Raw genomic sequence first — 22,159 nt, 5'->3', positions numbered from 1 at the left:
GCGCCAGTATCAGATGGCTGCTGCGGATTCGAGGGCCCCGCCCGTGCCGAGCGACGCGATCAGCCAGGCGTGCTCGAACAGCAGCGGCAGATGGCGTGAAAACACGGGCGTGCGCGCGCTGCCGGTGGCAAAGCGCGACACTTCGCGGCGCAGGTCCGCTTCGAGGCCGGTGAGGCTGATATCGCAGTGGCGCGCGATCGCGGCCAGGTCGCTGCCCGGCTGCTCGATCAGGCCAAGAAACAGGTGCTCGACGTCGACTTCGTACTGGCCCAGCCCGACGCAGATGCTGGCAGCGCGCGTGGCCGCTGCGCGGGTCGTGTCGTTGAGCTTCGAGATCAGCGTCTTGAGGTTGATGTCCATCGTGCCTCCTGGTCGGGTGGGGTCGCGGCCCTGGCAGGCCGGACGGTACGGCTGACGTCGTAGTGCAGCGACGACGGTTGCAGCACGGCGTTGAAGTTGATCGTCTCGTCCTGGCCGCCCAGCGCCAGGCGTGCGTGAATGACAAACTGCAGCCGATTGACGTCGCCCGCATTCGGCGCAAACACGGCGCGCACGTCGGACAGGCGCGGCTCATGCGAGGCGAGCGCTTCTTCGATGCTGGCGCAGACGGCGTCGCGATCGAGGCTGCTGGTCAGGCAAAAGCCGGCGAAGTCGATCAGGCCGTAATTGAGCAGCGACGCGCGCGCGTGCGGGTAGCCGGCCAGATGGGCGGGATCGAGCGCGAGGCGGGTATTGAGCAAGGCTTCGAGGTCGCGCGCGATGCTGTCCTTGACCCGTTCGATGCCGGGGGCCCCGGGCGCAAGATCGCGGCGCTCGTCCATCAGGCGGTCGAGCAGGCCAGGCGTGCAGCCTTTCATGGTGTCTCCGAGGGGGGTAATCACAACGAACACGCGGCGGCGCGTGGCCGCCGCGTGGCAAGCGGCGGGCGCCGCTCAGACGATCTTGTTGGCTGCCAGGTCCCAGCCGCCCGAGGTGTTGCCGCCGGCGCCGCCGGTCACCTTTTGCTGGGTGTATTTCCACTTGATCTTCGAGAACTTCAGGCCCACTGCTTCGTGGATGATGCTGCCTTCGGCAACGCTTGGCTGGACACCGCCGATCAGCACGTTTTCAAGCTCGATCTCGAAGTACTTGATGCGCTCGCCCTGGCCATCGGCGCGCATGAATTCCAGCTTGGCCTTGGGGATGGTTTTGCCTGCCGAGCAGGTTTGCAACAGGATGGGCGAAGCCAGGTCGGCGAGCTTGGTCAGCGCGATTTCCTGGTGCTCGCAGCGCTCGGCGGTGTGACCGCCGCCGGTGGATGCCGTGGCCGACCGGGGCTGGCTCACGCCCCAGTTCACCGAGGTGCACTCGATCCAGTCCTTGTGCCGGTCATCCTGCGACTCGCCTTTGATCCCGTCGATCTGCAGGTACACGTCAATTGCCATGTTCTACTCCAAGTGTGATTGAAACGTCGGTTGAATAACAGGTTAGTTACAGCAGTCAGTTCTTGGTCGATTGCGGCAACTCCGCGACCAAACGGAGCGAAACGGACAGCTCGTCGAGCTGGAAATGCGGTCGCAGGAAGGACACGGCGCGGTACACGCCGGGTCGGCCCGGCACCTCGGATACCTGCACGCTGGCTTCGCGCAGCGGGAACTGCGCTTTCTGGTCCTGGCTTGCGTTATCGTCGAGCAGGACGTATTGCGTGAGCCAGCGGTTCAGGTAATCCTCGACATTGGACGCTGCCGCGAAGCTGCCGATCTTGTCGCGCATCATGGATTTCATGTAATGCGCTATACGCGACACAGCAAAGATGTATTGAAGTTGCGACGACAGCACCGCATTCGCATTGGCCGCCTCGTTGTTGTACTTGCGCGCCTTCTGCGCCGACTGCGCCCCAAAAAAAGCGGCGTACGACGTGTTCTTGCAGTGCACGAGCGAGATGAAGCCCAGGTCCGACATTTCCTTCTCGCGCCGGTCGGTGATCGCCACTTCGGTCGGGCACTTGAGCGCCACCTCGCCCTCGTCGGTCTTGAACGTGTGGGTCGGCAGGTTCTCGACCAGCCCCCCGCCCTCGACGCCGCGGATCGCCGCGCACCAGCCGTAATCCTCGAACGCGCGCGTCAGGCGCGCGCCGAACGCATACGCCGCGTTGCACCACAGGTAGCGGGAATGGTCGCTGCCGTCGACATCTTCGACGTAATTGAAGCCTTCGGTCGTCATGCCATCGGCCGGGTGGTACGGCAGCCTGCCCAGAAAGCGCGGCAGCGTCAGGCCGACGTAGCGCGCGTCTTCCGACTCCCGGAATGCCTTCCACTTGGCGTATTCGGCGGTGTCAAACACCTTGGCCAGGTCGCGCGGCTTGCCCAGGTCGCCGAAGCTTTCGACGCCGAACAGTTCGGGACTGGAGGACGTGATGAACGGCGCATGGCTGGCGGCAGCCACGTGCGACATCTGTTCGAGAAAATAGATGTCTTCGGGCTGGCGCGTGATCTCGAAGTCGCCGATCAGCGTGCCGTACGGCGCGCCGCCGAAGGTGCCGAATTCTTCTTCGTAGATTTTCTTGAACATCGTGCTCTGGTCGAATTCCATCGCCGACTGGAAGTCTTTCACCAGCTCGCGCTTGGACGCGTTGAGCATGCGGATCTGCAGGTTCGCGCCCGTCGTGCTGTTCTTGACCAGGTATTGCAGGCCCGTCCAGCTGCGCTCGAGCTTCTGGAATTCGGGCGCGTGCATCACGCTGGATAACTGGTCGGAGATCATGCGATCGAGCTCCGCCAGCCGGGCGTCGATCGTGGCCGACAGGTTCGACGACATCACCATCGTGCCCTGCATGACCTGGCTGACCAGCTCCGAGATCAGGTCGCGCGCCCGCACATGCTCGCTGCTGGACGTGGCCACGCGGCTCTGTTCGACGATCTGGTCGAGCAGCGACGCATCCAGTTCGGGGGCGCCCGGCTGTGCGCCCGTTGATTCGAGGACTGCGGCCATCTCAACCCTCCTTGCCGGTGTCGCCCTGCTGCTTGCGCAGGCTGTCGAGCTTTTCGGTGTTGCCCAGCACGTCGGTCAGGATGTCTTCGAGCTTGTCGTTCCCGGCCAGCTTGTTGCGCAAATCGGCCAGCTTGGTGCGCGCCTCGAGCAGCCTGGCCAGCGGCGCCACCTGGCGCACCACGGATTCGGGCCGAAAATCGGCCATCTCGCGAAACTGCAGTTGCACGCCGAATTCGCCGCCTTCCGGCGACAGGTGGTTGTCCACCTTGAAGCTCGCCACCGGCGCCACGCCCCCGAGCACTTCATCGAAATTGGATGCATCGACATTGACGAACGTGCGGTCCTTCAGGCGTTTCTTGTCGACCTGCGGATCGGTCCCGAAATCACCCACCACGCCAACCACGAACGGCAGCTCCTTGTTTTCGGTTGCGTCGCCGATCTCGACGTCATACGTCATCTGCACGCGCGGCGGGCGCACTTTCTGCAACCGTTTTTGTACGCTTTCGTTCTTGGCCATGTCGACTCCAGTGGGGAAATGGGATGGCCGGCATGGCCGGCCACTGGTGAGAAATGCCGCGTTATTTCAGGACGTCGAACGGGCTGCCGCCCGCAGGCGCAGGTGCAGGCCGCGACGGCGCCGCCGCCGTCTGGGTGGACGGCTTGCGCACCGGGGCGCGTGCGGCCGGTCGCGTACTGACCAGCACTTCTTCGCCCAGACTGGTGCGCAGCAGCCTGGCCAGGTCCTGCGCCTCGCTGCGCACCGACCCCTGCAGATTGTTCTTGCGGGTCAGGTCGGCCAGCGCCTTGCTGGCCACGCGCAGGCCGCTGACGGCCAGAATGCTGTAGGCCAGCGTGTCGTTGGGGTCGCGCGCGAGGGCTTCCTGGGCATGGCTGATTGCCTCGCCATACTGGCTGGCGTCGAACCGGATCTGGGCCATGCGCACCCACGGTTTCTTGTCGACGGGATGGGCCACGCTGGCCGATTTGAGCAAAGCGATCGCTTTTTCGGGCTGGCGCGCCGCCAGCGCCGCATCGGCCTGCACGTAGAGGTTCCCGGACACGGCGGCGCGCGGCGCGTCCGCGCTCGTGCCGGTCCCGTCGGTGGCGCACCCGGCCAGGACGGCAACGCCGATCAGCATGGGTAACAGTCGTTGGCGAATCATGTTCGGCTCCGGTGGGTAAACAAGCCACCATTATTCGCATCGGCAGGTCCACGAAGTTGCGCACGGTCAACGGCAAGCGGATTCAGCAAGCAGGTGTGGGATCGGTGCGCGAACGGGCGACGCCTTGCGCTCGCGCAGCGTATGCGGGCGGGAAACGGATTCAATCCAACGCTGGCGTTCAAGAAAATGCACAGGAGAGCCGGATGACCCCAACCCACCGCTGCGCACTGTTGATGCTGGCCTTCACGTTCACCGCCGCGCTGGCCGGCTGCGGCAACGCCCCGCACGGTTCATTCGCCAGTGCGGCGTTGGGCGCCGTGGGCCTGCGCAAAGCGGCCGGACTGCCCGAATCGCAACAGCCGCCCCGTAACGTGCCGCTGCGGCTGCACGCAGCTACACGTCTGAACGTCAACGAGCGCGGCCAGCCGCTGGCGCTCGCGGTGCGCCTCTACAAGCTGCGCCAGAAGGACGCGTTCGAAGAAGCGCCCTACGCCGCCTTCCTCGACCCACAACAGGAACGCGAGCGGCTCGGCGCCGACCTGCTCGATGTCCGCGAAATCATGCTGGTGCCGGGGCAGCACTACGAAGTGACCGAGAAGGTGGCGCGCGAAGCCGGCCACGTCGGCATCGTGGCGCTGTTCCATAACCCTGCGGCCGGCCATTGGCGCACGACGGTCAGCAGCGCAGACGCCGAGCGTGACGGCGTCAACATCGGTCTGCATGCCTGTGCGATGAGTGTGGCCGGTGGCGCCGTCAGTGGCGCAAGCGCGCTGGGGTCTGTGCGCTGTCAATAAACGTCGAAAAATTTCCTGCAAGCTAAACATTTTCGGACACAAGCGAGGCCGCCGTGAGCATGCCATCCAAGGTCTTATGGGACGAAGGATTGTTCCTGCGGCCCCAGCATTTCCAGCAGCAGGAGCGCTACCACGATGCGCGCCTGAACCAGACCGCAGGCGCGCTGCATCCCTATTGCTGGGGCGTGCGCCGGATGACGATCGACCTGGACGCGCTCAGGAATGACGTGCTGCGCCTGGAGGCGCTGTCGCTGCTGTTTCCCGAGGGCGAGGTGTACCGGGCGCCGGATGGCGACATCCTGCCGCCCCAGGTGCGTCTGGCCGACCTGCCGCCCGATCTGCAGACCGTCACGTACCACGCCGCCCTGCCGGCGCTGCGCGCGCATGGCGAGAACTGCGAGAACAGCGCCGGCGTCGGCGACGGCGTGCACGAGCCGGAAGACACGCTGCGCTTTTCGCGCCATGAGCGCGATACGCATGACCTGTACAGCAGCGCCGCCGAAGCCCCGGTCACGTATCTGCGCAAAACGCTGCGGCTGGTGGCCGACAGCGACGCGCTCGAAGCCTACGAGAGCTTTCCGCTGCTGCGCCTGCGCCGCGTGGCCACCGGCGGCTTCGAGCCCGATCCCGGCTTCATTCCACCGAGCCTGTCGATCGATGCGGTGGCCGGCCCGGGCCTGGGCCTGCACGGGGCGCTGGCGCGGCTGATGGAAAAGCTGCTGGCCAAGGTGACCGCGCTGTATGGCGACCTGCGCGAACCGAGCCGCAACGTGGTCGAGATCCGCGGCGGCGACGTGTCGGCGTTCTGGCTGCTGCACACGGCCAGCGCCGGCTATGCGGCGCTGGCCCATTACCTGCACCACCGCGAGCTGCATCCCGAGCGCCTGTACGGCGCGCTGCTGCACCTGGCCGGCGGCCTGATGACCTATTCGCGCAGCTACCGGCTGGACGACCTGCCCGCGTATGTCCACGCCGATCCGGGGCCACCGTTCGCGCGCCTCGACGGCATCATCCGCGACCTCCTCGACACCGTGATCTCGTCGCGCTACTTCACCATCGCGCTGCACCACGACCGCCCGTCGTACTACCACGGCGCGCTCGATTCGGGCCGCATCACCCCGCAGACCACGCTGTACCTTGCCGTGGCCGCCGACCTGCCGGCGCTGCGCCTGGTCGAAACCGTGCCGCTGCAATTCAAGGTCGGCGCGCCCGAAGACGTCGACCGCTGCGTACTGTCCGCGCTGCCAGGCGTCAGGCTGCTGCACGCGCCGCAGGTGCCCAGCGCGATTCCCGTGCGGCCCGACATGGTCTACTTCGTCCTCGACATGCGCGGGGCGCTGTACGAGGCCATGCTCAAGTCGCAGGCGATGTCGGTGTACGTCCCCAACGGGCTGCGCGAACTGCGCCTCGAACTGATCGCGGTGTCGGCATGAGCGCGTTCATCGAGCGCCGCGCCGCGCCCAAAGGCGAAACGGGCGAGCGCGCCATCCGCACGCAACGCCTCAGCGACATCATGTACGAAGGGTTCTACGCGCTGTTCCTGCTCAAGACCGGGTGCGGGCCGCAGGACAAGGTCGCGTTTGCCGACAACATGACGAGCTTTCTGATGGACGTCGACCGCAATGCCAAGGCGCTCGGGATCGCGTCCGACGACATCCTGGCCGCCAAGTACGCATTTTGCTCGGCGGTCGACGAAATCATCCTGCGCTCGACCTTCGACGTGCGCGACGCGTGGGAGACCCGGCCCCTGCAACTGCGGGTGTTCGGCGACCAGCTCGCGGGCGAGCATTTCTTCCACCGGCTCGAGGACCTGCGCGCACGCGGGGCGCAGCAGGTCGAGGCGCTCGAGGTTTTCCATATGTGCCTGCTGCTGGGGTTTCAGGGCCGTTATGCGCTCGACGGCAAGGACAAGCTCGACTATCTGGTAGCCCGCCTGGGCGACGAGATCGCCCGCATGCGCGGCCGCACGCGGGGCTTCGCGCCGCATGCCGAGCGGCCGGACCAGGTGGTCAACCGCGTGCGCAGCGATCTGTCGCTGTGGGTGCTGGGGGCAGTGTTTACGGTGGCCGGACTGGGTGCATACGTGGGCTTCCGGACCGTGCTGGGCAACGACACCGGCTATGCGCTGGCGCATTACAACGATCTGGTGACGCTGCCGCCGAAAGCGGCGAACGTGACGATCACATTGCCGTGAAGCGTTGACCTGTACCGTTGATGGCCCCGGCCGAGAGGCCGGGGCGCTTTACTGGATCACCTTGAACTCGATGCGCCGGTTGCGCGCCTTCCCTTCCGGCGTGCGGTTGTCCGCCACCGGCCGGTCGGGCCCCTCGCCCGATACCGCGATCGAGTCGGCCGCAATGCCCTGGGCCACCACATACGCCTTGACCGCTTCGGCCCGCGCCTGGCTCAGTGACAGGTTGCCGGCGCGCGAACCGGCGTTGTCGGTGTGGCCGATGACGCCGACCTTGACGCCCTTGATCTTGCGCAGCGCGACCGTCATCCCGTCCAGCACGGCGATGCCGGTGGGCGTCAGTGTCGCCTTGCCCGATTCGAATTCGATGATGCGGTCGGCCAGCGCCGTATCGAGTACCACCTGCTGCGACACCTGCACCCGCAAGCCGTTGTTGACCGTATAGGTCGGATTCAGGCTCGCCGCGATATCGCCCGCGATCTTCTGGCGCTGCTCCTCGCTGGCCACGTCGCCGCGCAGGCTGACGCTGTTGCCGTCGATGTGCAGCTGGCCGCCTTTCACCAGGCGCAGATTGGGGCCGATCAGCCGGCCGACATACGTGTTCCAGTTGGCGGGCGTCGACACGGTGCCGACCGACAGCTGGTCGACCACGCGCGCGGCGCCGTAGACGCCGCGCAGGCGTTCCAGCAGCGCCGCCCTGGTTGCCTCGTCGGCCACGGTGCCGGTCACCAGCACCGGTGCGTCGGTCTGGGTCTGGGCCTGGGTCTGGGCCTTGGCTGCGCCCTGCTGCAGGCCCGTCAGGCACAGCATGACGATCAGTGTGCGAAGTATCACGTCAGGCTCCGATGAAGGTTGTCATGAACAGCGTGCGCGCCAGCGCCAGCGGCAGGTCGGGCTGGGCCAGCTGGCTGGCCAGCGCGCGCACGTCGGGCTCGAGCTGCAACTGCTCGTCGATCCAGGCCGTGTGCTGCAGGCGCACCTGCAGGTCGGCGCCCACCAGCGGATCGATCATCGCGCGCAGCGTGTCGGCCAGCGCGGCGCAAAAGCCCACCACCAGCACCGGGCGCCCATCCTGGTGCGTGATGAACAGCGCCAGGTCGAACCCGGCGCGCCGCAGGAATGGCGCGATCAATCCGAGCCAGAACGCCGCCACTGGGTAGCGCGCCGCCGGGTCGGCCGGCAGCGGCAGCACGAGACTCTTGTCAAGCGTGCGGGGTGGGCTGCGCATCACGGGCTGCAGCAGGAGACCAAGCGCCAGCACCAGTCGCGCGACACTGCAGTCGTCCAGCAGCGCGTCGAGCGAACCCACCGTGCCGGCGTCGATCCGGGCCGTGCAGGCGCCCACATCCCCCAGGCCGATCGCGCTGTCGGCGATCGCCTGCAACGACGCCGTGGGATCGGCAGCTGCCAGCACGTTCGGGCAGATCTCCTGCAAAAACGTCCACAGCGGGGCAAAAGCGACGGGACAATGCGCCACGAACGCGGCCGGGTCGGCCACCGTCAGCGTGCGCGTGGCCAGAAACGGAAAGCGCCGCCCCGACTGGTCGCGGCTGGCCAGGAGATGCCCGGCCACCGCGTGGTGGCGCGCCGGGCCGACGAGGGCGAAGCTCACCGGCGCCATGGCGTCGTAGTGTACGCGCCAGCGCGCATCGGACGGCAGCAGCGTCATCACCTGCGCCAGCCAGGCGTCGAGCATCCCGATCGTGGCCGGTTCGTGCGCCAGCTTGACGAAGTCGGCGCGCGCCGGCAGCTTGCCGAAGTAACCGATCCGGTCGGGGCGCATCACTGGCCTCCCGTACTGGCCAGTGCGGGCGTCGCCGCATCGAAGCGGCCAACGATCGCCGGCGGCAGACGCATGCCACGAAAACCCTGGCCCTGCGCCTGCCCGCCCCCGCCCCCGCCCCCGCCCGCCTGCGGGCTACTGACGATCTTCAGGTCAACCGCCACCGTCACATTGTTGCTGCTCCAGCGCAGCTCGAACACGCCGCCGTCCTTCTTCGTGCGCTGCGCCGACTCGAACAGGCGCTGCAGGCCGAACTGGCCGGGCTGGTTGAACAGTTCCACGGTGCGGCCATCGAACGTCACGGCCGAGACGCGCGCACCCGATACGCCCTGCGGCCCCGGATGCACCATATTGCTCCAGCTGGCCGGGGTGTTGCGGTAACGGAGTTGCTGGCCATCGATCTCGAGCGTGTATTCAAGCGTGCCGGGCGCCGTGAGCGGCAGCACCTGGAACACGGTCTGCGCCGCCGTGCCGGCCGCCACGCCATTGTTCGACAGCGGCGCGATCCAGGCCGGGAACGCCGCCACCGCCTGCGGCGCGAGCGAGATGCCGATGTCGGCCCAGGTGCGCGCGGCCAGCACGTCGCCGCGCCGCACCACCAGCGGGCCCATGGCCGTGCCCACGAATTTGGCCACCGCGCCGTCGGGCCCGAACACCTGGCCGATCTCGCCCGGCGTGGCCTCGATGCTTGCGCCTTGCGCGAACGGATACTTGGCTGCCAGCGTGCGCGTGAACGGCTCGACGACCTGCGCCTGCCAGGTCTTGTTGATCTCGGCCTCGGACGGCAGCACGATCATCGCAAAGGTCTGCGTCAGCGGCCGCACGAGCAGCGGCCGCAGCGCGCTTTTCTGGCTCTCGCTCATCCCGGTGAGCATCTGCTCGTCGACGTAGCGCAGCGCCTCGGCCAGTTCCGAGCCCGTCCCTTCGAGTGTCTGCTGCATGAACTGCTTGGCGCCCGGCCCCGGGTCGCCCTGGTTCTTCAGCGTATTCAGGCGCGTACGCAGGCGCGACAGCGCATCGAGGTAACCCGTCATCAGCGATGCCTCCTTCTCCCTGGCGCCGACCAGGCGCGCCACCCCGGCAAATTCGCGGCCGATCGGGCCCGCGTTTTGCGGCCCGCCGGTCAATTCGGCCGGGTCGATGGCATCGGCCAGCGTGCGTGCGTCGGACGGCGCCCGGCGCAGGATCTTCTGCTTGATCCACTCGGTGACGCCGCGTTCGGTCTTGCTCGCGGGCTGGCGCAACCCGCCCGGATTGTCCCAGGCAGTCTCTTCGTGGATCGTGCGCAGCAGCCTGGCGATGGGCGACGTCTGCGGGTCGCCCAGGCGATTCATCGCCTGCACGCTGGCGTCGAAGCCGCGCAGGTCCGTGATCGCCACGCCCTGCACAAACTTGACCCATTCGCGTGCATAGTCGGCCTTGTACAGGTCGATCAGCGCCTTCTGGATTTGCTCCGGGCTGCCCTCGAGCGTCAGGTCGTCACGCGCCGTGGTCTTGAGCACCCAGTCGATGGTATTGAGTTCGCGGTTCGAGGCTTCGCGGATCGCGCCCAGCACGAACTTGTCCCACGCCGCGCGCGTGAACGCGCCGCTGACCGCATGGCTGCCGGCGACCAGGGCGCTATCCTGTTCGCCGACGATGCGCGCCACCGTCACCGCCGGGAAGCGCGTGGCGGCGCGCGTGCGGATATCGGCGTACACGCGCTCGCGCGCCGGCGTGCCGCGCACCACGCGGCGCAGATGCTCGCGGGTAGTGTCGAGCAGGCCCAGCTTGAGCGTCATCTGCGGCCAGGCCGGGTCATTGATGTTGGCCAGGTGGAAGCTGAGCAGGCGTTCGGCGCTGCGGATCATCTGCTCGCGCGGCATCGCGCCGCGGTGCGCTTCCAGCCAGCCGCGCCAGTAGCGCGTGAGCTGGTCATTCAGGTGCCCCGGCTCGGCGTGGGCTTTATCGCCCAGCATCAGGTAGGTCTTGAGCGCGTTGTAGGCGTCGCCGACGCTGGTGGGCGACGCGTCCTGGTACGGCTGGCCGGGCCGGGCCGCCGGCGTGGCGGCCTGGCGCGCCGGATCGAGGCTGGCCGCATTGTTGTTCACTTCCGTCAGCATGGTCTCGAGCGCGCCCGTCACCGGTTCGACCATCACCGCGCGCACGCCGGCGAAGTATTCGTCGCGCAGCTTGCGCGACAGCTGCCCGCCCTGGTACAGGCCGAAGCCCAGCGCCCACGGCTTGTCCTGGCTGTAGCCATCGAGCAGCTCGATGCGGTCCTGCAGGATGTCGAGCGCTTCGAGCCGCGACTGCAGGTCGATGCGGCCGGCCTGCAGCCTGGTCACCTTGTCGAGGTCGGCCTGCACATTGGCCACCAGCTGGCGGTTGCCCATGTAGGCCCAGGACCAGCCGCCCATCGCGCAGCCCAGCAGGATCGTGGCCGCGAAAAACACACCCAGCTTCCAGCGCGCCGCTGCCGGATGCGTGTAGCGCCTGACCAGGTCGCGGTCGGCGAAGATCACCTTGCGAAACAGGTCCAGCAGAAAGTAGCCCGACTGCCCGGCTGCCGGCTCGGCCACCGCGCCTTCACGATTGCCGAGCGCCAGGTCGAAGCGGCTGGCCACGCGCTGGCTCGACAGGTCTTGCACGCTGCCTTCCTGCAGCGCGCTGGTGAAGTAAAAGCCGCGAAACACGGGCTTGAACTGGTAGGTGTTTTCGTCGAACAGCGTGGCCAGAAAGGCGCGCAGCGGCGTTCTGATCGCCGCGAATTCGAGGGGGAACGTGAACACGCCGGGGCGCATCAGGGTGCTGCGGTTGGCGCCCATGCCGGCCAGGCTCATCTCTTTCAGGCCATCGACGAGCGCCTCGAACTCATCGTCGAAAAAGGCCAGCACGTCCTGCGGCGCGCTGCGGCGGTTGTAGCGCAGCGTGGCGCCCCAGATGCGCTCGCGCTCGGCCTGTTCGCTGCCATGGAAAAAGTCCACGAAGCCTGCCACCAGATCGACCTTCGTGAACACGACATACACAGGCGGATGCACGCCCAGGCGCTCGGTCAGCTCCTGCATGCGGGTGCGCAGGTTCTTGGCCAGTTCATGCGATGCCGTGGCCGGGCCAGCCATCAGTTCGGCCACGCTCACGGCGATCAGGATGCCGTTGACCGGCGCACGGTGGCGATGGCGGCGCAGCAGGTCGAGGAAGCCGAACCACTCGTCACGGTCGTCTTCCTGCACCGAGTAGCGCCCGGCCGTATCGAGCAGGATGCCGTCGGTGGTGAAGAACCAGTCGCAATTGCGGGTGCCGCCCACGCCCTGCACTGCCTTGTTGCCGGGGATCGGAAACGTCAGCCCCGAGCGCACGATGGCGCTGCTCTTGCCCGCAGCCGGGTTGCCGATGACCATATACCACGGCAGTTCGTACAGCGCCGCCGCGCCGCGCGTCAGGCCCAGCTTGGACGTCTTGATGGTGCTGACCGCGTCTAACAGATTCTTGCGCAGCACGGCGACGTCGCCCTTGCCGTTGTCGTCCATCCCATCGTCCGTGGCGTGACCACCGCCCTCGCCCTCGGCCATGGCCGACGCCAGCCGGGCGCCTTCGCGCGCGCGCCAGGCGCGCCGGATCATCCAGCCGGCACCCCATAAGCCAAGCAAGGCCAGGCCGACGATGGCGGCCCAGACGATGGCGATGTCCAGCGCCACGGCGCCAAGCACCAGCAGCGCCGCAACGGCAACCACGCCGATCAGGATCAGCATGCGGCTGCTGGTCAGGAAGTTCCAGAATCGCGCCATGGCGGGGCCCAGGTCCGTTGAAAAAAGAGTCTCACAGGAAATGCTCGCACGCGCATGGCTGCCGCCGCTTGAGCGGGCGCAACACGGTGGACTTGGTGCAACGCCGGCTCAGCGCCGCATCACCCCGCGCAGGCGCAGCTCGGTGTGGCCAAAATCCATCATCTTCCACCGCCCGCCCCAGGTCAGGCCGAGCGATTCGGCCACCTGGCCGTAGGCCTGATAGCCGCGCATCGCCCACGGATCTTTTTCGGAAATCACCAGCTTGCCGTCGCGCAAAAATGCGCAGTCGCCCGCCAGGCCGTACTGGTGCCAGCTCTGGAACGCACGCGCATTGGTGACGTTGCTGCCGCTGGCGGCCAGCGCATCCTGGCGCGCCGGGCTGCGGTAGCCTTCGAGCAGCGCCATCTCGTAGCCGTGCTGCTCCTTCATGATCTTGAAGGCCAATAACAGGCGCGCGCTGAAGTCGGGGTGCAGCAAGCCCCAGTTGCGGCTCGCGCCCACCAGCATCGGCCGTATCAGCTCGACTTCGGCGGTCGTAAACACATCGGGCGGCAGCGCCACCGGCGGCGCCAGTTGTTCGCCGGCCAGCAGGGCCGCCACCTGTTCATCCGGCATGGCGGCGCTGCCCTGGTACACGGGCAGCATGGCGGGATTGCTCAGTGCCAGCGCCAGCAGCGATGGAATCAGGATCACCGGCGCGACAATGGCGAACACCACCCGATGCCGGCGCAGGAAGCGCAGCAGACGCTCGCGCAGCGTGAGCGCGGCCGCATCGCGCGCGGCGCCCAGCGCCCGCCCGCCCGCGTTCCCCCAGGCGCCGGCATGCCGCACCAGCGCGCGCAGGCGGCCGATGCCGCGTGTTGCCAATGCGCGACCTGTCGGGAACACGGCCAGCCAGATCAGGCCGGATGCGCCACAAACGTACAGAAGCGCGATAAAGATCAGCATCGGTACCTCCAGGATTGTTTCTAATCGGAACTGGAAAAACCCCATCTTAGGAGTGCTGCCGTGCGTTCATCAGACGAACATCAAGCGAACCCCACGCAACCGCATCTGCGGCCCGATCTGATGTCGTCGACGCGGCGCGGCGGCAACGAAGACAGCATCCTCGCCAGGCTCGAACGCGAGCCGGCGCGCCGCGCCACGTCCGGCGGCGTGGGCGTGCGGCTGGCCTGGTATGGCGGCGCCGTGCTGGTCGCGCTGGGGTTGACGGGCGCCCTGGCCTGGCTGGCGGCGGGGCAGGACGGCCCGCACCGGGTCGAGCCCGCGCACGCCGGGATGGCGGCGCGCGCAATCGTGGCCGACGAACCTGCTGCGCCGCCGGCGGCGGCCGTGATCGTCGACGCTGCGCCGGCGCTGGCGCCAGTGGCAACGCCCGTGTCAGCCCCAGTGACAACGCCAGCACCCGCAGTCAGCACAGCGCATGGCCTGCATGGTCTGCCACCGCCGGTGCCGCCGCTGCGCCTGTTGCGGCCAGCAGAAGGGGCGCGAGGACCCGTCAAGCCCACGCGCACGGCTGCTGCGCCCGAGCGCGGCACGGCCAAGACCCTGGACGCAGCGCCGGCCCCGTTCCAGGCGCACGCAACCGTGCCGCGCCAGGCGGCGCGGCCAGCGAAACATGCCGGACCGGTGCGGGCGACCGAACCGCCCGACAGCGATGTCGCCCTGATCTCGGCCGTCATCTATCACGCCAATGGCCATGCCCTGCCCGACCCCGAGATGAACCCGGATCGCTGCGCCGGTGACGCCTGTCGTCCACGGCCAACGCGCTAGCACTGCGCCGGACGATCGCGCCGAAACTGCTGGATTCCCTGTCCACCCGGGCTTATACTGTACATAAGAACAGTAACGCGGGCGGTCATGATCAGGTTGTTGGAAAACGAGTTTTATTATCTGGACAACTTTCAGCGCGTTCTCGACTGGATCGGTGAACGCTATGCCGACCTGCTCGACGCGCAGGAGCACGCGTTCCTCGCAGCCTTCCCTGCCCTGCCGCACGCGGCGCGCGCGCTGTTCGTGCGCATGGTCATGCGAAAAGGCACGCTGTTTCGCGCCAGTAAACTCCGCTATGCCGAGATCGGCTGCCCGGTCGAGGCTGCCGGCCACCTGCTGGGCACCGGCTGGATCGAAGCCGATCCCGAGCTCTCGCTCGACGAACTGTTCGACCTGCTCTCCAAGCCCGAAGTCGCCGAGGCCTTCCCGCACCTGCGCCAGAAAAGCGCGCGCAAGGGCGACCTGCTCGAGGCCTTGCGGGCCGACTGCGCCGACCCTCGCCGCTTCTCGGGCTGGTATGGCGACTGCCCCGACGTCGCCTGGCGCATTCACGTCAAGCCCCTGTGCGATCGCCTGCGCCTGGTCTTTTTCGGCAACCTGCGCCAGGGCTGGACCGACTTCGTGCTGTCCGACCTGGGTCTGTTCCGCTACGAGCAGGTCGACATTTCGCCGGCCTCGCGTGGTTTTCGCCAGCGCGCCGACATCGACCACTACATCCTGCTGCACGCATGCCGCGAGCGCTTCGCTGCCGGTGAAGCGGTCGAGGATGTCGTGCGCGACCTGCCCGAACATGCGTTCGACAACGACTGGCTGGCCAGCCGGCGCGAAAAGCTCGTGTTCCAGATCGGCCAGCACTACGAAAAGCAAAAGGACTGGGATGGCGCCTTTGCCGCCTACGCACGCTGCCGCTACCCCGGCGCGCGTGGCCGCGCGATCCGCGTGCTCGAAAAACACGAGCGCTTCGACGATGCCTGGGCCCTGCTGACCGAGGCCCAGGCCACCCCCGAGAACGACGCCGAGCGCCAGCACCTGGCGCGCATCGCGCCGCGCCTGGCGCGCCGCCTGGGCCACGCACGCCTGGGCCGGCTGCCGAAAACCGAGGTGCAGCGCATCGACCTGTGCCTGACGCCACCGAACGGCGAGCGCTGGGTCGAGGGCGCGGTGCGCGACCATCTGGCGCAAGACGGCGCGCCCGTGTTCTATGTCGAAAACGCGCTGGCCAACACGCTGTTTGGCCTGCTGTGCTGGCGCGCCATCTTTGCCGCCATTCCCGGCGCCTTCTTCCACCCGTTCCACCGCGGGCCGGCCGACCTGTACAGCGCCGACTTCCACGCGCGCCGTCTGGCCGAATTTTCCGCCTGCTTCGATGAACTCGATTCCGGCGCCTACCGCGACACCATCCGCGCGACCTACCGCGACAAGGCCGGCCTGCAATCGCCCTTCGTGCACTGGGACGGCATCAGCCTCGAGCTGGTCGAACTGGCCCTTGACTGCATCCCGGCCGCGCACCTGCGCAAGTGGTGCGAGCGGATCCTGGCCGATGTGCGTGAAAACCGCACGGGCTTTCCCGACCTGATCCAGTTCTTCCCCCTCGAAAACCGCTACACGATGATCGAAGTGAAAGGCCCGGGCGACCGCCTGCAGGACAACCAGCAGCGCTGGATCGAGTACTGCGCCGCGCATGCGATGCCGGTGGCCGTCTGCTACCTGGTCTGGGATCTGGCGCCCGAGATGGCGGCCTGATTTGACCGGTACCACGCAACCCGCTTACACGATCGCCGTGCGCGCTCTGTGCGAGTTCACCGCCAAGGCCGGTGACCTCGACCTGCGTTTCACGCCCTCGCCCAGCGCCCAGGAAGGCATCGCCGGCCACGCCGTCGTCGCCGCGCGCCGTGGCGATGGCTACCGCGCCGAGCTGCCGCTGTCCGGCGAATGGAACGGTTTACGCGTACGCGGCCGCGCCGACGGCTACGACGAAAACGAAAACCTGATCGAAGAGATCAAAACCCACCGCGGCCGCCCCGAGTCCATCCCCGACAACCACCGCCATCTGCACTGGGCACAGGTGCGCGTGTATGGCCACCTGCTGTGCCAGGAGCGCGGCCTGGACGCGGTCAACCTGGCCCTCGTCTATTACGACATCGGCAGCGGCGTCGAAACGGTGCTGCGCGAGCAGCGCGACAGCGCCTGGCTGCAGACCCATTTTGCAGGCCTGTGCGAACGCTTTTCGAGCTGGGCTGCACAGGAGAGCGCGCACCGCGCCGCGCGCAACGATGCGCTGACGCAGTTGCGCTTTCCGCATGCCGACTTCCGGCCCGGCCAGCGCCACCTGGCCGAGAGCATCTACCGCGCCAACACCAGCGGGCGCTGCCTGCTCGCGCAAGCGCCAACCGGCATCGGCAAGACAGTCGGCAGCCTGTTCCCGACGCTCAAAGCCATGCCGCAGCAAGGCATCGACAAGGTGTTCTTCCTGGCCGCGAAGACGCCGGGCCGGCGCCTGGCGCTCGATGGCGCGGCCAAACTGTGCGGCGCGAAGGGAACGGAAGCTGCGACGCCACTGCGCGTGCTGGAACTGACCGCGCGCGACAAGGCCTGCGAGCATCCGGATAAAGCGTGCCATGGCGAGGCGTGCCCACTGGCGCGCGGCTTCTACGACCGCCTGCCGGCCGCGCGCGCCGCTGCGGCCGACGTGCTGGTGCTCGACCGCGAAGCGCTGCGCACGGTCGCCCTCGAACACGACGTCTGCCCGTACTACCTGGGCAGCGAGATGACACGCTGGGTCGACATGATCGTCGGCGACTACAACTATTATTTCGACGGCGGCGCGATGCTGTACGCACTGGCCCAGGCCAACGGCTGGAAGGCCAGCGTGCTGGTCGACGAAGCGCACAACCTGGTCAACCGAGCGCGCTCGATGTACAGCGCCGAGATCGACCGCGAGCTGCTGCGCGCTGCGCGCGCCGTCGCGCCACCGGCGGTCAAGAAAGCGCTCGAGCGTGTCGGGCGCGCCTGGACCAATGTCGACAAGGGCGCGCCTGCACCGTACCAGTTGCTCGAGTCGATGCCGACGAAACTGGTCGACGCGCTGCAGGACGCCTCCAGCACCATCAACGAACACCTGGCCGCCTTCCCCGGTCCGCTCGACCCTGACCTGCAGCGCTTTCATTTCGATGCGCTGCAATTTGCGCGCCTGGCCGAGTCGTTCGGGCCGCACTCGCTGGTGGACCTGTCGCGCGACGCCGACCGCCCGACCTTGCGCGATTCGACCATCTGCATCCGCAACGTGGTGCCGGCGCCATTCCTCGGCCCGCGCTTTGCCGCGTCGCATTCGAGCACGCTGTTCTCCGGCACGCTCGGCACCTGGCAATACTGCACCGATACGCTCGGGCTACCGGCCGACACGGCCTGGGTCGAAGTGGATTCGCCGTTCACGGCCAGCCAGCTCGACGTGCATGTCGCCAAAGGTATTTCGACCCGCTACCAGGCGCGCGCCGCGTCGGTGCAGCCGATCGCCGAACTGATTGCCCGCCAGTTCCACGAACGTCCTGGCAACTACCTAGCGTTCTTCAGCAGCTTCGACTACATGGACCAGGTGGCCGGCGCGCTGGCGAAGCTGGACCCGGGCGTGACGGCCTGGCGCCAGGAACGCCGCATGAGCGAGACCGCGCGCCAGGGCTTCATCGACCGCTTCGCCATCGGTGGCGCGGGCGTGGGCTTTGCGGTGCTGGGCGGCGCGTTCGGCGAAGGGGTTGACCTGCCGGGCGAGCGCCTGATCGGCGCGTTTGTCGCCACGCTCGGCCTGCCGCAGGTGAACCCCGTCAACGAGCAGCTGCGCGAGCGAATGCAGACGCTGTTTGGCGCCGGCTACGACTACACCTACCTGTACCCCGGCATCCAGAAAGTGGTGCAGGCAGCCGGTCGCGTGATCCGCACCGAGCAGGATCGCGGCGTGGTGTGGCTGATCGACGACCGCTTCGCCCAGCCGGGCATCCGCGCGCTGATGCCGGCCTGGTGGGAGCTCGGCGCGCACAACTCGCGCTGAAGGTCTACGCCAGCAGCTCGCGGATGCGCTGATAGCCGCTGCGGCTGATAGGCAGCTTGACGCCGCTTTTCAGCACGGCGCAGTGATTGTCCTTGCTGACCGGTTCGATGCGCGCGATCGCGCCCAGGTTGACGATGTGCGAACGGTGGATGCGCACGAAGACGGCAGGATCGAGCTGCGCCTCGAGTTCGGCCAGGCTGCCAAGCTTGAGGTACTGCCTGCCGTCCGCGCAGACGGCCACATAATCGTCCTGCGCCTCGATGTAATCCACGCTCGCCGTTGGCACCACGTGCACGCGGGCGCCGTCGCGGATCAGGATGCGCTCGAGCGGCGTATGGCGCGCCGCTGCTTCCTTGACCACGGCTTCGATCTGCGCCGGCTGGGGCGTGCGCAGGCGCGCCTGCGCCAGCGCTTCGCCTAAGCGCGCGCACGAAAACGGCTTGAGCAGGTAGTCGATCGCATGCACCTCGAACGCGCGCAGCGCGAACTGGTCGTAGGCGGTCGCGAAAATGTAATGCGGCTTGCTGCCGGCCAGTTCGACCACCTCGAAGCCGTCGAGCTTGGGCATCTGGATGTCGAGGAACACCAGTTGAGGGTCGAGCTCCGCAATTGCCTTGACTGCCTCGAAGCCGTTGGCGCATTCGCCGACGATCTCGACGTCCGCATGCGTCGTCAGGTATTCGCGCAGCACGGCGCGCGCCAGGTGTTCATCGTCCACGATCAGAACCCGCATGCTGTCAGTCTCCCATGTCTGCGGGCAGGATCAGGTCCACCCGAAACCTTGCGCCGTCGCGTGTCGCGTGCACGCTCGCGTCGAAGCCGTACACGGCGTGCAGGCGCTGGCGCACGTTCGCCAGGCCCACGCCGCCGCCCTTGCCGGGCGCCCCGCCATCCGGATCGACGTCGTTCTCGACCCGCAGCTTCAGTTGCGAGCCGGCGCGCACCGCGTGCACGCGCACGACGCCGCCCTGCGGCAGCTGGCCGATACCGTGCTTGACCGCGTTCTCCACCAGCGGCTGCAGGATCATCGGCGGCAGCAGACAGCGCGCCGCATCATCCGCCATCTCGCACGCGAACGCCAGGCGCGGGCCGAAACGCACCTGCTCGATCGCCAGAAAGCGCTGCGTCAATTCGACTTCGTCCGACAGCAGAACCTTGCGGTGCGCCTCGAGTCCCAGCGTGTGGCGAAAGAAGCCGGCCAGTTGCAAGGTCATGTCGCGCGCGGCGTCGGCATCGATGCTGGTGAGCGCGCTGATCGAATTGAGGCTGTTGAACAGAAAGTGCGGGTCGATCTGCGTGCGCAGCATGCGCAGTTCGGCGTCCTGCGCCAGCAGTTTCAGTTCGAGCTCGCGCGTTTCCAGCCGGCGCGCGCGCTCGAACTCCAGCGCCAGATAATGCGCGCACGCCGTCATCCCGTACAGCAGCACGCCGACGCCGAACATGACCGCGGCGACGGGTGGCGAGAGCTGCACACCGCCCATCGACGGCGCCAGCCAGCGCCACAATGCCGCCCACGCCACCGCCGCGGCACACCACAGCAAGGCCGCGCTGGCGGCCGTGACAAAGAACACGACCAGCACCGAGCGCAGCGACTTGCTCGCCAGCGGATAGGCGCGGCACAGGTAGTAGCTCGAAAAGCCGCACACGCTCGCATACACCAGCATCAGCGGCAGCGCGAACAGCAGGCTGGCCACGATCCCTGCGCCGGTGGCCGCGTTCAGCAGGCCCGCAAGCATCAGCCCCAGCATCAGCCAGGCCGCCAGGTACAGCGCGGCGCTGCGCCCCGCCCAGAACATGCGGCCCATCAGTTGCGGATTTCCACACCGCCCATGATGGCGTAGCCGCGAATGACGAGGCGCTTGCTGCCATCGGGCGGCGCGATGGTCTTTTCTTCGAAGCCGCCCAGGATCGGCGTGCCAAGCAGGATCACGGTCCAGTCGGGCGGACACTTGATGGTCACGCCGCCCCAGAACGCGAACACGTTGATCACCGCCTCGCCCCGGATCGAGGCGCTGCGCATATCGAGTTCGCACCCGCCCATGACCGCCGTGATTTCACCGCCGCGAAAATCCTGCGTGGCCACACGGCGCTCGTAGCCGCCCAGGATCGCCGTGATGTCGACGGTTTCGCCGCTGCCCGTATCATCGAGCATCCCGGCGCCCGGGCTGCCGGCGACGCTGCCCGGCAGGCCGCGGCTGCGCAGCGCCTTGGCAACGAGAAAACCGCCCAGGCCAATCAGGATCAGCGGCCACAAGGTACGCACGCTGAAGTCGATGATGTCGAGCCGGTCGAGCATCATCAGGATGCCCACGCCGACCAGCGCCGCGCCGAGCAGCGTGCCACCCTGGCTGCGCGTGTCGCACAGCTTGACCGTGCCGACGATCACGAACAGCATTGGCCAGAACGAGACCGCGCGGTGCATGTCGATCAGGCCGAGGTTATCGAGCAGGAACAGGAGGCCCATGCCGATGACCAGCACGCCAAGCACGACCTGCCCCGTCACGCCCCTTGGCAGGCGATCATTTTTCATGGCGGCTCACCTTCTGGTTATTCAGGAAACGGCGGGCGATGAACGGATCGAGCACCAGCTTGATGCCCCACATCAGGATGAACAGCGGCCAGCTGTTACGGAACGTCAGGCCGAAGGCATTTTCGAGCACCGCAAACAGCCACAGGCCGGTAAACACCGTCCACAAGCCGTTGCCGAATTCCTTGGGACTCGGGTAGCCAATGGTCTGGCTGATACCGACGGCGACCAGCAGCAGCGGCGCGTAGTGCCAGTAGTCTTCGGCGTTGATGTAGTACAGGCGATCGAGCAGCACGACGGCGCCGACGACGATGAGCAGCAAGCCCCAGACTATTTGCTTGCGCCAGCGGTAGGATTCTTCGGATTGCATGGTGCGGACCTCCTTGTGATCGAATGGGGATCACGATAACAAGGGTGGGCACGGTGGGGAAAGTAGTTTTCGGCGAATGGCGAATTCATACCGGCGAACGGCGAATGGACGCCCGTGACAAACATACAGGCGAAAAAAACCCGCCGTAAAGGCGGGCTCGGCGTGCAGCGCAGGTGCTATCAGGCAGCGCTGGCGGCTTCCTGGCGCTTGATCAGGCCTTTTGGCACGTTGCGGTACTTGGCGCGTGCTTCGGCCTGGCGTACGGCTTCACGTGCGATGTTGGTACGCTTGATCTCGATGCGTTCTGCCTTGCCGCGATGTTGGGCGATGTGCTTGCTTCCGATTCTCTTGGTCATAACGGTCTCCTTGGTTGAACTATGCGCCGCGTCCTTGACAGGACGTCGACGCGAAAACGTGTGCGCAGGCTAGTTGCGGGTCGGGGCGATCTTGAGCGCCGCCGGGATCAACGTCGCCCAGCCAAGCTGGCGCCGGATTTCTTCTGGCGCCGGTGGCGGCTTCGGATCGCGCGAGCGGCGCGCGAGATATTCGCGCACCAGGTGCTTGGCTGGATGCTTGACATCGTACATGGCAACCTCCGCTTCCTTGCTGCCCGGTGCAGGCACAAGGCCCGCACCGGTCATGAAATTGGTGCCGATCCTCGAGGCGACCGGCTAACCTGTTGAGGTGTCGGATGGCTGCGAATTACTTCGCGCGTTCCTCACTCAGACAGGAGCATCTTAACGGCTGCGCCCAGGATTCACCGTTAGATGCCGCACACT

At 67.1% G+C, this 22,159-nt stretch carries 22 protein-coding genes; 6 read left to right on the top strand and 16 right to left on the bottom strand.

Annotation, left to right across the window (positions count from 1 at the left end; translation table 11 throughout):
• Positions 1-9: 9 nt before the first annotated feature.
• The 6 genes from ACZ0AJ_RS06175 to ACZ0AJ_RS06150 all read right to left on the bottom strand — a co-directional run bounded on the left by ACZ0AJ_RS06175 (position 10) and on the right by ACZ0AJ_RS06150 (position 4,133).
• Positions 10-360, bottom strand: a complete 351-nt coding sequence (locus ACZ0AJ_RS06175) for a Clp protease N-terminal domain-containing protein (protein ID WP_499454229.1) — start codon at positions 358-360, stop codon at positions 10-12.
• The gene (gene tssE, locus ACZ0AJ_RS06170; protein ID WP_499454227.1) at positions 336-857 is read right to left on the bottom strand and encodes a type VI secretion system baseplate subunit TssE; all 522 of its coding nucleotides are present in this window, start codon (positions 855-857) and stop codon (positions 336-338) included. The genes ACZ0AJ_RS06175 and tssE overlap by 25 nt, the downstream gene beginning before the upstream one ends.
• 75 nt (positions 858-932) lie before the next feature.
• On the bottom strand, positions 933-1,424 hold the full coding sequence (locus ACZ0AJ_RS06165) for an Hcp family type VI secretion system effector (protein WP_183551309.1): 492 nt from the start codon (positions 1,422-1,424) through the stop codon (positions 933-935).
• 55 nt (positions 1,425-1,479) lie between these two features.
• Positions 1,480-2,970: a type VI secretion system contractile sheath large subunit gene (gene tssC / locus ACZ0AJ_RS06160; protein ID WP_258837683.1), complete on the bottom strand. Its 1,491-nt coding sequence runs from the start codon at positions 2,968-2,970 to the stop codon at positions 1,480-1,482.
• A 1-nt stretch (position 2,971) separates the two neighbouring features.
• Positions 2,972-3,487, bottom strand: a complete 516-nt coding sequence (gene tssB, locus ACZ0AJ_RS06155; protein ID WP_499453183.1) for a type VI secretion system contractile sheath small subunit — start codon at positions 3,485-3,487, stop codon at positions 2,972-2,974.
• 61 nt (positions 3,488-3,548) lie between these two features.
• On the bottom strand, positions 3,549-4,133 hold the full coding sequence (locus tag ACZ0AJ_RS06150) for a tetratricopeptide repeat protein (RefSeq protein WP_499454224.1): 585 nt from the start codon (positions 4,131-4,133) through the stop codon (positions 3,549-3,551).
• A 203-nt stretch (positions 4,134-4,336) separates the two neighbouring features.
• Between ACZ0AJ_RS06150 and tssJ the strand changes: the two genes are divergently transcribed.
• From tssJ to icmH, 3 genes are read left to right on the top strand one after another with little or no spacing between them, the layout of a single operon-like run.
• Complete coding sequence (gene tssJ / locus ACZ0AJ_RS06145; RefSeq protein WP_499453180.1) at positions 4,337-4,927, top strand: type VI secretion system lipoprotein TssJ; 591 nt, start codon at positions 4,337-4,339, stop codon at positions 4,925-4,927.
• Positions 4,928-4,980: 53 nt separating this feature from the next.
• Entirely contained in the window at positions 4,981-6,360 is a 1,380-nt protein-coding gene (gene tssK / locus ACZ0AJ_RS06140; RefSeq protein WP_499453178.1) for a type VI secretion system baseplate subunit TssK, read from the top strand.
• Positions 6,357-7,121 carry a type IVB secretion system protein IcmH/DotU gene (icmH, locus tag ACZ0AJ_RS06135; protein ID WP_499454221.1) on the top strand — a complete coding sequence of 255 codons (765 nt, stop codon included), beginning with the start codon at positions 6,357-6,359 and terminating at the stop codon, positions 7,119-7,121. Before tssK ends, icmH begins: the two co-directional genes overlap by 4 nt.
• Positions 7,122-7,169: 48 nt before the next feature.
• On the opposite strand, the gene ACZ0AJ_RS06130 is transcribed toward icmH, so the two are convergent.
• The 4 genes from ACZ0AJ_RS06130 to ACZ0AJ_RS06115 all read right to left on the bottom strand — a co-directional run bounded on the left by ACZ0AJ_RS06130 (position 7,170) and on the right by ACZ0AJ_RS06115 (position 13,616).
• A complete protein-coding gene (locus ACZ0AJ_RS06130; protein ID WP_499454219.1) occupies positions 7,170-7,952 on the bottom strand; it encodes an OmpA family protein in 783 nt (260 codons plus the stop codon).
• A 1-nt stretch (position 7,953) separates the two neighbouring features.
• Positions 7,954-8,901, bottom strand: coding sequence for a type VI secretion system-associated protein TagF (tagF, locus tag ACZ0AJ_RS06125; RefSeq protein ID WP_499454217.1), 948 nt, complete (start codon positions 8,899-8,901; stop codon positions 7,954-7,956).
• Positions 8,901-12,668, bottom strand: a complete 3,768-nt coding sequence (gene tssM / locus ACZ0AJ_RS06120) for a type VI secretion system membrane subunit TssM (RefSeq protein ID WP_499454216.1) — start codon at positions 12,666-12,668, stop codon at positions 8,901-8,903. Before tssM ends, tagF begins: the two co-directional genes overlap by 1 nt.
• 108 nt (positions 12,669-12,776) lie before the next feature.
• The gene (locus ACZ0AJ_RS06115; RefSeq protein ID WP_499453166.1) at positions 12,777-13,616 is read right to left on the bottom strand and encodes a M15 family metallopeptidase; all 840 of its coding nucleotides are present in this window, start codon (positions 13,614-13,616) and stop codon (positions 12,777-12,779) included.
• A gap of 60 nt (positions 13,617-13,676) precedes the next feature.
• Between ACZ0AJ_RS06115 and ACZ0AJ_RS06110 the strand changes: the two genes are divergently transcribed.
• From ACZ0AJ_RS06110 to ACZ0AJ_RS06100, 3 genes are all read left to right on the top strand, one after another.
• Positions 13,677-14,441 (top strand): hypothetical protein, encoded by a 765-nt coding sequence (locus ACZ0AJ_RS06110; protein ID WP_499453164.1) that lies wholly within the window; start codon positions 13,677-13,679, stop codon positions 14,439-14,441.
• A gap of 87 nt (positions 14,442-14,528) precedes the next feature.
• A complete protein-coding gene (locus ACZ0AJ_RS06105) occupies positions 14,529-16,184 on the top strand; it encodes a VRR-NUC domain-containing protein (RefSeq protein WP_499453162.1) in 1,656 nt (551 codons plus the stop codon).
• Complete coding sequence (locus ACZ0AJ_RS06100) at positions 16,123-18,483, top strand: ATP-dependent DNA helicase (protein ID WP_499454213.1); 2,361 nt, start codon at positions 16,123-16,125, stop codon at positions 18,481-18,483. Before ACZ0AJ_RS06105 ends, ACZ0AJ_RS06100 begins: the two co-directional genes overlap by 62 nt.
• Positions 18,484-18,487: 4 nt before the next feature.
• On the opposite strand, the gene ACZ0AJ_RS06095 is transcribed toward ACZ0AJ_RS06100, so the two are convergent.
• From ACZ0AJ_RS06095 to ACZ0AJ_RS06070, 6 genes are all read right to left on the bottom strand, one after another.
• Entirely contained in the window at positions 18,488-19,216 is a 729-nt protein-coding gene (locus ACZ0AJ_RS06095; RefSeq protein WP_499454212.1) for a LytR/AlgR family response regulator transcription factor, read from the bottom strand.
• 4 nt (positions 19,217-19,220) lie between these two features.
• The gene (locus ACZ0AJ_RS06090) at positions 19,221-20,288 is read right to left on the bottom strand and encodes a sensor histidine kinase (protein WP_499453155.1); all 1,068 of its coding nucleotides are present in this window, start codon (positions 20,286-20,288) and stop codon (positions 19,221-19,223) included.
• On the bottom strand, positions 20,288-21,013 hold the full coding sequence (locus ACZ0AJ_RS06085; RefSeq protein ID WP_499453153.1) for a LiaI-LiaF-like domain-containing protein: 726 nt from the start codon (positions 21,011-21,013) through the stop codon (positions 20,288-20,290). Before ACZ0AJ_RS06085 ends, ACZ0AJ_RS06090 begins: the two co-directional genes overlap by 1 nt.
• Positions 21,003-21,380: a LiaI-LiaF-like domain-containing protein gene (locus tag ACZ0AJ_RS06080; RefSeq protein ID WP_343027230.1), complete on the bottom strand. Its 378-nt coding sequence runs from the start codon at positions 21,378-21,380 to the stop codon at positions 21,003-21,005. Before ACZ0AJ_RS06080 ends, ACZ0AJ_RS06085 begins: the two co-directional genes overlap by 11 nt.
• A 179-nt stretch (positions 21,381-21,559) precedes the next feature.
• Positions 21,560-21,736 carry a hypothetical protein gene (locus ACZ0AJ_RS06075; RefSeq protein WP_258837666.1) on the bottom strand — a complete coding sequence of 59 codons (177 nt, stop codon included), beginning with the start codon at positions 21,734-21,736 and terminating at the stop codon, positions 21,560-21,562.
• A 69-nt stretch (positions 21,737-21,805) separates the two neighbouring features.
• Positions 21,806-21,967, bottom strand: a complete 162-nt coding sequence (locus ACZ0AJ_RS06070) for a hypothetical protein (RefSeq protein ID WP_332530056.1) — start codon at positions 21,965-21,967, stop codon at positions 21,806-21,808.
• Positions 21,968-22,159: the final 192 nt, after the last annotated feature.

The organism is Telluria sp. AC161 (assembly GCF_979258535.1).
This window is presented reverse-complemented; position numbering and strand designations above follow the sequence as displayed.